Raw genomic sequence first — 12274 nt, forward strand, 5'->3', positions numbered from 1 at the left:
ACGCCGGGCGGGGGCGGGATCAACCGTCCGGCAGCGTCTGTTCGGCCCAGATGGTCTTTCCGGTCGCCGTCGATCGGGTCCCCCAACGCTGCGCGAGGCGCGCCACGATGAACAGTCCCCGCCCGCCCTCGTCGGTGGTCCGGGCGTGGCGCAGCCGGGGCGTGGTGTTGCTGGTGTCGGAGACCTCGCAGATCAGGAAGCGGTCACGGATCAGCCGGATTCCGACCGGTCCGCTCGCGTGGCGGATGGCGTTGGTGACCAGCTCGCTGACGATCAACTCGGTGGTGTACGCCAGGTCGTGAAGGCCCCATTCGGCCAGTCGGCGCGCGCACCGGACCCGCGCCTGGGCCACGGCCGCGGGGTCGGCCGGCAACTCCCAGAAGACCACCCGCTCCGAAGGCAGGCCGCGGGTGCGGGCGAGGAGGAGGGCCGAGTCGTCCGACGGGGGCCCGGGCAGCAGGGCGTCCAGCGCCCTGCGTCCGATGGCCCGAAGCGTCGGGCCGCCTCCGGCGAGGGCCTCGCTCAGCCGGGCCAGTCCGGTGTCGATGTCGCGGTCCCTGCTCTCCACGAGACCGTCCGTGAAGAGGGCGATCAGACTGCCCTCCGCCACTTCCATCTCGGCGGACTCGAAGGGCAGGTAGCCGAGACCGAGCGGCGGACCGGCGGGAAGGTCGGGGATGTCGGCGGCGCCGTCCGGACCGACGACGACCGGCGGGAGATGCCCGGCCCTGGCCAGCGTGCACCGCCGGGTGACCGGGTCGTACACGGCGTACAGGCAGGTCGCCCCGAGGAAGGCGGCGCCCCCCTCCTCCGGCGCCCACTCCTGGTCGTCCTCCTCCTCCATCAGCCCGATCACCAGGTCGTCCAGGTGCGCGAGGAGTTCGTCCGGAGGCAGGTCGAGGTTGGCCAGCGTACGGACGGCCGTCCGCAGCCGTCCCATGGTGGTGGCCGCGTTGATGCCGTGGCCGACGACGTCCCCGACGACCAGGGCGACCCGGGCCCCGGACAGGGGGATCACGTCGAACCAGTCTCCGCCGACCCCGCTCGGCGCGTCCGCCGGAAGGTACCAGGAGGCCACCTCCAGGGCGGATCTGCCCGTCAACTCCTGCGGTAGCAGGGATTTCTGGAGCGACCGTGCGGCCGTGCGCTCGCGGGTGTAGCGGCGCGCGTTGTCGATGCTGACCGCGGCGCGGGCCACGATCTCCTCGGCCAGCCGCACGTCGTCCGGTTCGAAGGGCCCCGAACGCCGCGACCGGGCGAAGGTGGCCACGCCCAGGGTGACACCCCGCGCCCGCACCGGGACGGCGATCAGCGAGCGGAACCGGTAGGCGCGGACGGCCTCCCCCAGGGCCCGGTCCTCCGTGATCCATGCGCTGGTGGCGAGATCCAGAGCGCGCTCCACCAACGTCCTTCCCTCTCGGAGACACCGGGTGACCGGCGATGTGGCGGCCCGCCTGGTCGCCTCCCCCAGGGCCAGACTCGATTCCGGCGCCCGTTCTCGGACCGACCGCAGCCCCGCCCGCCGGATCAGGGGCTCCGGAGCGAAGGGCCCGGGCGGCGGCTCCTCGCCGAGGACGACGCCCTCCAGCAGGTCGACCGCGACGAAGTCCGCCAGAGCCGGAACGGCCGAGTCGGCCATCTCCTGCGCCGTACGCGCCACGTCCAACGTGCTGCCGATGCGCGCCCCCGAGTCGTTCAACAGGGCCAGTCGCTCCTGTGCCCGCCGCCGTTCGGTGACGTCGATGACCATGTACCAGACGCCCACCGACCTGCCCTGGCGGTCCCGCATGGCGAAGAAGGACGCCGAGTAGACGCGTTCGCCTCGGGCGTCCATGTAACCGGTGGCGAACTCGTGGTCCATCAGGGGACGCCCGGTCCTGAGGACACCCCGCATGCGCTCCTCGAACGCCCGCGCGTTCGGTGAGTTCAGCACCTCGCTGGCCTTCCGCCCCAGACGTCGGGCGAGCGGCACCATGCGGTCCAGAGGCTCGTTCACCCAGACGTAGCGCAGGTCCAGGTCGAGGACGGCGATGCCCACCGGGGCGTGCGTGAGGAACGGGGCCAGCTGCAACTGGTTGACCCCTGAACCCGGCATCCGCCAGAAGGCGCGCCTCGGCGGCCTCCCGGCGAACCTGCCGAAGACCACGGCGGCGACCGTCGCGACCAGGACGCCGGGGACCATCTCGTAGACGTCGGATTCCAGCGGCCCGAGGTTCCGGTTGATCCGCCCCCACAGGACGACCGTGACCGCGCCGCCCACGATCCCGGCCATCGCCCCCGCCCAGGTCATCCGGGGCCAGTACAGCGAGAGCAGCACGACCGGCCCGAAGGCCGCCCCCAGACCGGCCCAGGCGTAGGCGACGATGCCGAGCAGTCCGTCGGCCCGCAACGCCACGACGTACGCGACGACGATCACGAGGAGGACGGCGGCGCGTCCCGCCCAGACCAGGGCACGGTCGGTGGCACCTCGACGCAGGAAGGCACGGTAGAAGTCCTCGGTGAGGGCGACCGAGGACACCAGCAGCTGACTGTCGGCCGTGGACAGGATCGCCGCCAGGACGGCGACCAGCAGCAGTCCGGCCAGCCAGGGGTTCAGCAGCGTCCTGCCGAGGACCACGTAGACGGTGTCCGGGTCGGGCAGGGGCGTGCCGAGCCACGCGATGCCGACCAGGCCGACCAGGGTGGCGCCACCGAGGACCACGACCACCCAGGCCGTGCCGACGCGACGGGCCTTCGGGATGGCCCGGATGGTCCGGATACCCATGAAGCGGGCGAGGATGTGCGGCTGTCCGAAGTATCCGAGGCCCCAGGCGAGCAGAGAGAGCGTCGCCACCGCTCCGAGCCTTCCGCCCTCCGACCACAGGCCGTCCTCGTAGCCCACGGCGGCACCCATGTCCAGGAGCCCCGGGGTGCGAGCCTGGACGGCGTGGCCCAGGTCCACGAAGCCGCCGAGCAGGGCGAGACCGGTCAGGGAGACCACCAGCAGCGCCAGCAGCATCAGCGTGGCCTGCATGACGTGCGTGGTACTGACGGCGAGGAAGCCGCCCAGACAGGAGTAGACGACGATCACCAGGGCGGTGAGCGTCACACCGAGCCCGAAGCGGAAGCCGAAGACCGTCTGGCACAACAGTCCGCCGGCGACCAGTCCCCCCGCCACGTACGCGGTGAAGAAGACCAGGGTCACCGCCGCCGAGACCGTGCGGAGGATCCGGGTGCGGTCCTCGAAGCGCTCCTCCAGATAGGCCGACAGGCTGACCGCGTTTCCGGCCCGCTCGGTGTAGGTGCGCAGCCTGGGGGCGACGAGCAGCCAGTTGAGGTAGGTGCCGATGGCCAGCCCCACGGCGATCCAGACGGCGCCGAGGCCGGCCGCGTACACGGCGCCGGGGAACGCGAGGAAGAGCCAGCCCGACATGTCGCTCGCCCCCGCGGACAACGCGGCGACGGTGCCGCTGAGTCTGCGACCGCCCAGGGCGAAGTCGGCGAAGGTGCGCGTGCGGGTGTACGCCCAGACTCCCGTACCGATCATGACGGCCACATAGACCAGGAACGTGGCCGTGATCGGGGCGCTCGTGTCGAACATACTGGCCCTCGCCTGCGAGGCTCAGGCGCGTCGGCGCGAGCGTCGGCGCGCCTGGCGACTACCTGCCCGGCGCGGCCATCAAAGCATCCGGTCGGGTCGCGTGCGACCGGGGTCGGCGAGGCGTCGTGGCCGGGGGCGGGCGGGTTGGGCCGGTCGGGCGAACGGGCGGACGGCATGGTCCGACGGGCCCCCCGGCCGTTCGCCGCCGGGACGGGCGGCCCGGCCCTCCGGCCTCCCGTCGGCCGCGCGTCGCCCCGAGATGTTCGAGGGGCGCTACGCCGACAGGGTCGGCCCGGGCCGCGACGCGGGCGCCCCCCGCGGCAGGGGTGGGCGCCCGCGAGACCGGTCTCAGGCGACGATGCCGGATTCCTCGACGACGATCTTCTTGGCGGTGGCTCCGGAGGAGCTTCCGAGGGACTCGACGGCCTTGACGACGTCCTCGCCCTCCACGACCTCGCCGAAGACGACGTGCTTGCCGTCCAGCCAGGGCGTGACCACGGTGGTGACGAAGAACTGGGACCCGTTGGTGCCGGGACCGGCATTGGCCATGCTCAGGAGGAACGGCCGGTCGTGCTTGAGCCGGAAGTTCTCGTCGGCGAACTTCTCGCCGTAGACGCTCTTGCCCCCGGTGCCGTCGCCTCGGGTGAAGTCGCCGCCCTGCAGCATGAAGCCGGGAATGACCCGGTGGAAGGGCGACCCCTGGTAGCCGAAGCCGTGCACGCCGGTGGCCAGCTCACGGAAGTTGCGCGCGGTCTTGGGCACCACGTCGTCGAAGAGGCGGAAGACGATGCGGCCGAGGTCCTCGCCGTCGGCCGAGATCTTGAAATACACGTTCTCACTCATGCCCATGATTCTCCACACCTGACGCGCTCAGGTCGAAGCGGCGGGGTGGCGAGGCGGGTACGTCGCGCGGACCCGCCGCCGGTGGCGTCCGCGCGTGCGCGTCGGCCGGCCCCGAGAGGCCGGGGGCGAGGGGGCCCGCGGCCCGCCTCCCGGTGGTCGGGAGGCGGGGCGAGGGTCAGGCCGACGCCGGGGCCGGGCCGACCAGTTCGGTCAGCACGTCCTCCATGGTGACGAACCCCAGGACCTTGCCGGTCTCCCCGGTGACCGCCGCCAGGTGTCCGCCGTCCGCGCGGAGCGCGGTCAGGGTGTCGTCGAGCGGGGTGTCGATCCGGACCCGGGTGACCCGGTGCAGCGCGGCGCGCGGGAAGGGCTTGTCCCGTTCGGCCAGCCCCAGGGTGTCCTTGATGTGCAGGTACCCGAGCAGGGCGTGGTCCGGGCCGGTGACCGGGAAGCGGGAGTAGCCCGCCTCGGCGGCCAGCCGTTCCAGCTCCGAGGGGGTGACGGTGTGCGTCACCGTCCGCATCTGCTGCGCCGGCACCAGGATCTCGCCGACCGGGCGGGTGCCCAGTTCCAGCGCGTCCCGCAGGCGTTCCCCGTCCCCGGGGGTGAGGAGTCCCGCCTCGCTGGCGTCGACGACCATGCGGGCCAGTTGGTCATCGGTGAAGACGGCCTCGACCTCGTCCTTGGGCTCCACCCGCAACAGCTTCAGCAGGGCGTTGGCGAAGGCGTTGATGCCGAACACGAAGGGGCGCAGCGCCCGGGTGAGGGCGACCAAAGGCGGGCCCAGGGCCAACGCGGTCGCCTTGGGGGCGGCCAGGGCGATGTTCTTCGGGATCATCTCGCCGATCAGCATGTGCAGGTACGTGGCGAGGGTGAGCGCGATGGCGAAGGCGATGGGGTGGACGAGCGCCTGCGGCACGTGGACCGCCTCGAAACCGGGCTCCAGCAGGTGCGCGATGGCCGGCTCGGCCACCGCGCCGAGCACCAGCGAGGACACGGTGATGCCCAGCTGCGCGGTGGCCATCAGCGCCGACAGGTGCCGCAGGCCCCACAGCGTCATCCGGGCGCGCTTGTCGCCCGCCTCCGCCCGGGGCTCGATCTGGCTGCGACGTACCGAGATCATGGCGAACTCGGCCCCCACGAAGAAGGCGTTGGTGAGGAGCGTGAACGCTCCCACGAGCAGTTGGATCGCGGTCACCGGGCCACCTCGGTCCGCTGTCCCGCCGCGACGGGGGCGGGCGTGGACGGGGCGGTGACCCGGACCCGGTCGGCCCGGTGGTGCTCGACGCCGAGCACGTCCACGCGCCAGCCCCCCAGCTCGATGGCGTCCCCCTTGGCGGGGATACGGGCGAGATGGTTGGCGACCAGCCCGGCCACGGTCTCGTAGGGACCGTCGGGAGCCGTCAGCCCGATGCGCGCGAGCTCGTCGAGGCGCACGGAGCCGTCCGCCTCCCAGGCCGGTCGGCCGTCGGGATCGGCGGGGGCGGGCAGCAGCACCGGCACCTCCTCCGGGTCGTGTTCGTCACGTACCTCCCCGACCACCTCCTCGACGATGTCCTCGACGGTGGCGACACCGGCGGTGCCGCCGTACTCGTCGATGACGACGGCCATGGTGCGGGAGGCGCGCATCCGCTCCAGCAGCCGGTCGGCGGGCAGGCTGTCCGGCACCAGGAGCGGTGACGTGGCCAGCTCGGTGACGGGCGTCGTGGCGCGGAGCCGGGGGGGCAGCGAGAGGACGTCGCGGATGTGGACGGTGCCCACGACCTCGTCCAGGCTCTCGCGGTAGACGGGGAAGCGGGACAGGCCGGTGGCATGGGTCAGATTGGCCGCGTCCGCCGCTGTGGCGTGCTCCTCCAGGGCCTTGACGTCGACGCGTGGCGTCATCACGTTCTCCGCGGTGAGCTCGCCCAGGTGCAGTGTCCTGACGAACAGCTCCGCGGAGTCCGCCTCCAGGGCCCCTTCCGCGGCGGAGTGCCGGGCGAGGGCGACCAGTTCCTCGGGGGTGCGGGCGGAGGCCAGCTCCTCGGCCGGTTCGAGGCCGAAGCGGCGTACGAAGCGGTTGGCGGTGTTGTTCAGGTGGGAGATGAAGGGGCCGAACGCGGCGGTGAAGCCGCGCTGCGGTCCGGCCACCACCTTGGCGACTGCCAGCGGTCGGGAGATCGCCCAGTTCTTGGGGACCAGCTCGCCGACGACCATCAGCACGACGGTGGAGAGGCTCACACCGAGAAGCGTGGCGACGGCCGGGGCCGCGCCGCCCAGGCCGACGGCCAGCAGCGGGCCACGCAGCAGCGCGGCGATGGACGGCTCGGCCAGCATGCCGATGACGAGGGAGGTGACGGTGATGCCGAGCTGGGCGCCGGACAGCTGGACGGTCAGACGCCGAACGGCCTTGAGGGCGCCCGCGGCGCCGCGCTCGCCGGAGTCGGCGGCGCGCTCCAGATCGCCCCGCTCGACGGTGGTCAGCGAGAACTCGGCGGCGACGAAGACCGCACAGGCCAGGGTGAGGAGGAGGGCCAGCAGGAGGAGCAGGACCTCGGTCACCGCGCCACCTCCGCTCCCACACGGTCCGCGGAGTGGTCACCGCGGGATATGGCACGGCCGGTACTGGGAGGCTCCATTACGGAACGGGGCTCCTTGACGAGTCGAGAAAAAGGTCAACACTCATGGTAAAGGGCAAGCAAAGCGTTTCGGTCAAGACGTCGGCGGCCCTCACTTTATTCCTCTTCCCGCCCGGGGCGGGATCCCGCCCCGGGCGGGAAGAGCCGTTCGGCGGCGGCCGGGCGGGCCGGATCGGGCCCCGCGCGGGGCCCGCCGACCGGGGCCACAGGCTCCGTCGGGGTTCCACCCCGCCTCGGCGCGGCGGGGTGGAACGCCGCGCCTCCCGCGCCCGGCGTGTGGCCGGGATCATCCCGTCGAGCGGCCCCTGGAGCGACCTGCCACCCCGGGAATCCGGCAGCTGACCCACACTGGTGACGACCCACGCCCGCCGGCGGCCCGATTCCGGCCCTGCCCGGTGGACGTCGACCGTGCCGACCGACAGGGACCCCATGCTCGGACTGAGTGAACTCGCCATCATCCTCATCGTCCTCATCGCCTTCCTGACGATCAGGAAACTCCCCGAGCTGACCCGCTCCGCGGGGAAGGCCGCCCGCATCCTCAAGGCCGAACGCCGCGCCATGAAGGAGGCGGAGCCGACCGGACGCGCCGGCGACGCCGACTCCGGGACCGCCGAGCCGGGAGACGCGCGGCGGCCGACGGTGATCGAGGGGGAGACGGTGCGCCGACCGGACGACCCGGCGTAGTAGGCCCGCCGCTCCGGGCGCGCCCGGGTCCTCCGGCCGGGCCGGAGGACCCGGTCACGCCCCTGCCGCGTGCGACGCCCTCCCGCACGGACGGCGGCCGGTTCGAGGTCGCCCACTTCCGGGTGAAATGCACCCGGAACACCCTTGTGTCGCGTTTCGCGCTTCGTCGGGCGATACTCGACGCATGAGTACGGCAACGTATGAGGTGCTGGCCGCGTCCCAGAACACGTGGAACATGATCGCGGCCTTCGTCGGCGGACTGGTCGTCGCCGGCGCCCTCGTGTGGGCAGTACGCGTCGGCATCCGGGTCATGGACCGCGAGTCGCCCCGCCCCAGCGCCGACGAGCAGCCGAGGCTCCCCGAGACGGGCCCGGTGCACGAGGAACGGGAGATGCGGGAACCGAAGGAGGTCCCCGTGGCCCCCGACGGCCGCACCCGCCTCATGCCGTACGAGCTCGACAACGCCTCCACCCGCAAGGGCAAGGACCAGGTCCGCCGGCGTTGGCTGCCCGGTTCGAGCGGTTCGTTCGGAGGCGGCGGCCCCGGCCGGGGGTGAGCGTCCCGCCCGCCCCCTCGCGACGCGCCGGCCGCCCGGACCCGCCCCGGGCCGCGCGCCCACGCACCCCGCGCGCCCTCGGGAGCCACCCGCCCCGAGCCGTCCGTGCGATCACCCACCCCGCGCCCGCGGCGCCCCGCAACCACTCGTACGTGGCCTCCCCGCGCGCGCCTGCCTCGCCTTCGGTTGGGTCGGACGGCGGACCCCGCCTCCTCCACCGGGCGGGCCTCTCGGGGGATCACGCCGACGGCGCCCGCGCGCCATCGTGGAGAGTGATCCGGACGTCCGGCGCCTCCACACGGACGTCGCGCCACGGCGAGGGACAGCAGCATGAAGGACGACACCGACGACATCATCCGCCCCCACGCACCGCCCCCGGCGGCCGTGCGCGGGCCCGACCTCGACAGGCGTCCCGTGACACCGGCCGGGTAGGAGCGCGGTGCGGCCCGCCCGCACCGAGCGGCCTCCGGCCGGCCACACCCGGGAGCATCCCGTGGCCACCCCCCTCGACCCCCCGACACCCGCCGACCGGTGGAGTGCGATCTGGCAGGGAACTCACCGGACCGCCCCACCACAGGAGACGTGGCGGCGACTGCGACCGGTCCTGTCCCGTGCCGGCGTGACCCGGGTCGCGGACGTGACGTCCCTGGACGACCTCGGCCTCCCCGTCTGGCAGGCGGTACGACCCAACGCCTGGAACCGACCCGTGGCACGCGGCACGGGCGTCACCCACGCGCTGGCCCGTGTCTCGGCCGCCATGGGGGCGGTCGAGCTGCGCTGTGCCGAGGAGCCCTCGCCGAGGACCACGCCGGCCGCGCCCGCCGAAATCGCCGCAGAACTCACCTACCACTGGCGAGACCTGCCCCTGCTGCGCGCCAACTCCCTCGCCCCCTCGACACGGATCGGCTGGTCCCCGGTCGAGGACCTGACGCGACGCACCGACACCTGGGCGCCGACGGAGTCGATCGCCTTCGACCTCCGCGTCCGTTCCTCCTGGGTGCCCCCCACCGTCCGGACCGCCCCGGAGGGACTCGGGGCGGGAAACGGACTCACCGAGGCCACCCTGCACGGCCTGCTGGAACTGGTGGAGTGCCACTGCGCGGTGACCGCGGGTCGCCTCGGCGACCCCTGGGCGTCGGCCGTCGCCGTCATGCCGGACGGATCCGGGACGGCGTCCAAGACCCTGGCCGGCTGCCTCCGCGCGGGCGCCGTGGTCGAGGTGGCCGACATCGCCGGGGAACTCCGGGTTCCCGCCTTCGCCGCACGGGTCTGGTCCCCGACGGTTCCGCGCTGGTTCGCCGGCGTCGGCGCCCACCCCGACGCGGACGTCGCGCTGTGCCGGGCGCTGACCGGTGCCGCGCGGTCCCGGCTGACCGCCGTGGCCGGTGTCGGCGACGACTCCGCGCCGTCCCACGACCTCCTCACCCGTCTGGCCGACACCCCCGCGCCGCGCCGACGTGGACCCGCCAGGGCCCGGACGGTGGCCGACCTGCTGGGCGACCCGGCGCAGACCTCACGCGGTCCGCGCGACCTGGACGCCGACCTGGACACCCTGCTGGAGCTCTCGGCACGCCGGGACGTCACGGTGCTCCGCGCCGACCTCACCCGCCCCTCCTACGCGATCCCCGTGGTGCGTGTCCTCGCGCCGGGGCTCGCCTTCGACTCCGGAGCGAGACCATGACCTCCCGGACACGGTTCGTCGTCACCGCCGGCCCCTCCATCAGCGCGGCGGCGATCCGTCGCGTCGCGCCCGAGGCGGACGTGCGCGCCCCCGTGGCCGCGGACGAAGTCCTGCGCTGGGACTGGGCCGAGGGCGACGTACTGGTCGTGATCGACGGGGTCTTCCGTCGGGCACGCGCGATCCGCCACGAGGAGTTGCTCTCCCTCCTCGACCGGGGGGTGACCGTCTACGGCGCCTCGGGAATGGGCGCGCTCCGCGCCGCCGAACTGTCGGCGTTCGGCATGCGCGGGGTGGGGGAGGTCTTCCGCGCCTTCCGTGACGGCGTCCTGGTCGGCGACGACGAGGTGGCGCTGGTCGACGCCGGAGCCGAGGACGGCTACCGGCCGACGAGTTGGGCGCTGGTGGACCTCCGGGAGGCGGCCGACCGGGCCGCCGACGCCGGTGTCATCGACCGGGCGACCGCGCGGACCCTGGTGGAGGCGGCCAAGAGCCTCCCCTTCTCCGCGCGTGACTGTCTCACCGTCCTCGACCGTGCCCGACGGCGCGGCTGTCGTCCCGCCGCGCTGGAGTCCTTCCGCGCCCACCGGGCCGCGCTCGGTCCCGGGGTCGGGTACCGGGACGCCGCGGAGGCCGTCACCCGGGCCGCGGTGGAACGGCGTTCCCCCGTGGCCGGACGCCCCCGAGCGGCCACCGGGCTGCGCTACCGGGGGGTTCCGACGCGGCTCGCCCCGACGACGTTTCTCCGGCTGCGCACCCCGACCCCCGTGCCGGCCGAGGCGAGCGGGCGGTCGGCGTCGGTCGGCGCCCCGCCGGGGCCGTCCGCGCCGCCCGCGCGGCGACGGCACCGGGACGACGAGATCCTGGCCCGGCTCGCCCTCGAATGGTCCGGATACCCCGAGTTCCAGCGCTCCGTGGCGGCCGAATGCCTGCTCTCCGAGTCCCGGACCCCGCAAGGAGCCGTCACGTCGGCGGGCGCGAGGAACGCCCTCGCCGGAGTGTGCGGCCCCGACGCCACCGTCGACCCCAACCGAACCCACCTGGAGTGGGGACCCCTCGCCCGGGCTCTGTTCCCCCGCCTCGCCCGGCTCGGCCTGCCGTCCTGTCGCGAGGAGGCCGGGGACGCCCTGTCGCTGCTGCGCGACGACGAACGCGGCCGGGCGTGGCAGGAGACGGGACCGCTCCTGGCCGCCCGGCTCTGGCTCGGCGACCCCCGGGTGGACTGGCGGACGCCGTTGATCGAACGACTGCGCGACCACCCGGCCCTGAGCCGGGCCTGGACGGCGGCGGACGAGGCCGCCGCCCGCCCGGATCCCGTCGTGGACCCCAGAACCCTGCGCGAGCTGTGCCGGGCGCTCCTCGCCCGTTGGGGCGCCACGCGGCTGAGCGACGTGCCGGCGGCCCTCCGGGACCACGGGTTCACGGACATGCGGGCGTTGGTGGACGCCGTTCGCGTCGCCCCCTCCGACGTCGTGTGGGGAAGCGGGCCCGCCGTCGGATGACCGGTTCGCCCGGACACCCGAGCGGCACCCCGGGCCGAACCAGGCGCCGAACCGACCGGTCCGCGTCGCGCCGCGAGGGCCGGCATCCCCCGCCGGCCCGGCACCCCGACCCCCGAGCGGTCGACCAGCGCCGGACGGAACCCGGTGCGACGGCCGTCGGCGCGACCGGAACGGCGGTCCCCCGTTCGGCCGCCCGCGGGGGTGCGCTCCGGAGAACCCCGTCCTTGACTGGGGAGGCCGGGAACGACCCCGGCCACGACGGAGCAAGGAGGCGACATGGCCGCTCACCGGGCGCGCCGGGCGGCTGGTGCCGTTCTCGTCCTGCTACTGGCCACGGCGTCGACCGGCTGCGGCGGCGACGAGAGCGAGCCCCCGCCCTCGTCGGCGGAGAGCGCCGCCAGCCGGGCCGCCTCCGCTGCGGCGTCGCTCGCCTCGCAGGGCGGGGACATCGTGGCCTCGGCGACGGCCGAGGCCGGGAGGTGGTTCGAGGAGATCACCGACGGTGTCGACGTGCGGCGGGACGTCAGTCTCGGCGACACGGAGACCGGCGACGACGGACACGTGACCACCGAGGTGACCGCGCGGAACACCGACGACACGACCCGGTCCTTCGCCGTTCTGGTCGACTTCACCGACGAGGACGGGAACCTGCTCGACACGGTGGTCGTGACCCTCGACGACGTGTCCGCCGGCGAGTCCTCCCGCGCCACCGCGCGCAGCACCCGCACGCTGGCCGGCGAGGTCCTGGCGGACGTCGTACAAGCCGTGCGCTACTGAGGCGTCGGACACCGGCGAGAGGAGCCTTCCCGCTCC

The 12274-nt window shown here is 74.0% G+C and carries 9 protein-coding genes; 5 read left to right on the top strand and 4 right to left on the bottom strand.

Annotated elements, in window-relative coordinates:
* Positions 1-19 precede the first annotated feature (19 nt).
* The 4 genes from putP to JEK78_RS10260 all read right to left on the bottom strand — a co-directional run bounded on the left by putP (position 20) and on the right by JEK78_RS10260 (position 6964).
* Positions 20-3580 carry a sodium/proline symporter PutP gene (putP, locus tag JEK78_RS10245; protein WP_200263769.1) on the bottom strand — a complete coding sequence of 1187 codons (3561 nt, stop codon included), beginning with the start codon at positions 3578-3580 and terminating at the stop codon, positions 20-22.
* A gap of 348 nt (positions 3581-3928) precedes the next feature.
* Positions 3929-4423, bottom strand: coding sequence for a peptidylprolyl isomerase (locus JEK78_RS10250; protein WP_200263770.1), 495 nt, complete (start codon positions 4421-4423; stop codon positions 3929-3931).
* 175 nt (positions 4424-4598) lie between these two features.
* A complete protein-coding gene (locus JEK78_RS10255; protein WP_200263771.1) occupies positions 4599-5621 on the bottom strand; it encodes a hemolysin family protein in 1023 nt (340 codons plus the stop codon).
* Entirely contained in the window at positions 5618-6964 is a 1347-nt protein-coding gene (locus JEK78_RS10260) for a hemolysin family protein (RefSeq protein ID WP_200263772.1), read from the bottom strand. Before JEK78_RS10260 ends, JEK78_RS10255 begins: the two co-directional genes overlap by 4 nt.
* 506 nt (positions 6965-7470) lie before the next feature.
* On the opposite strand from JEK78_RS10260, the gene JEK78_RS10265 reads away from it, so the two are divergent.
* The 5 genes from JEK78_RS10265 to JEK78_RS10285 all read left to right on the top strand — a co-directional run bounded on the left by JEK78_RS10265 (position 7471) and on the right by JEK78_RS10285 (position 12238).
* A complete protein-coding gene (locus tag JEK78_RS10265) occupies positions 7471-7725 on the top strand; it encodes a twin-arginine translocase TatA/TatE family subunit (protein WP_200264094.1) in 255 nt (84 codons plus the stop codon).
* A 184-nt stretch (positions 7726-7909) separates the two neighbouring features.
* Complete coding sequence (locus JEK78_RS10270; RefSeq protein ID WP_200263773.1) at positions 7910-8281, top strand: DUF6479 family protein; 372 nt, start codon at positions 7910-7912, stop codon at positions 8279-8281.
* Between the two features lie 619 nt (positions 8282-8900).
* Positions 8901-9962 (top strand): YcaO-like family protein, encoded by a 1062-nt coding sequence (locus tag JEK78_RS10275; RefSeq protein ID WP_242483338.1) that lies wholly within the window; start codon positions 8901-8903, stop codon positions 9960-9962.
* Positions 9959-11461 (top strand): TfuA domain-containing protein, encoded by a 1503-nt coding sequence (locus JEK78_RS10280; RefSeq protein ID WP_200263775.1) that lies wholly within the window; start codon positions 9959-9961, stop codon positions 11459-11461. The genes JEK78_RS10275 and JEK78_RS10280 overlap by 4 nt, the downstream gene beginning before the upstream one ends.
* A 276-nt stretch (positions 11462-11737) precedes the next feature.
* A complete protein-coding gene (locus JEK78_RS10285) occupies positions 11738-12238 on the top strand; it encodes a hypothetical protein (RefSeq protein ID WP_200263776.1) in 501 nt (166 codons plus the stop codon).
* Positions 12239-12274: the final 36 nt, after the last annotated feature.

Source organism: Streptomyces sp. HSG2 (genome assembly GCF_016598575.1).
In the GTDB taxonomy this organism is placed as follows: Bacteria; Actinomycetota; Actinomycetes; order Streptomycetales; family Streptomycetaceae; genus Streptomyces.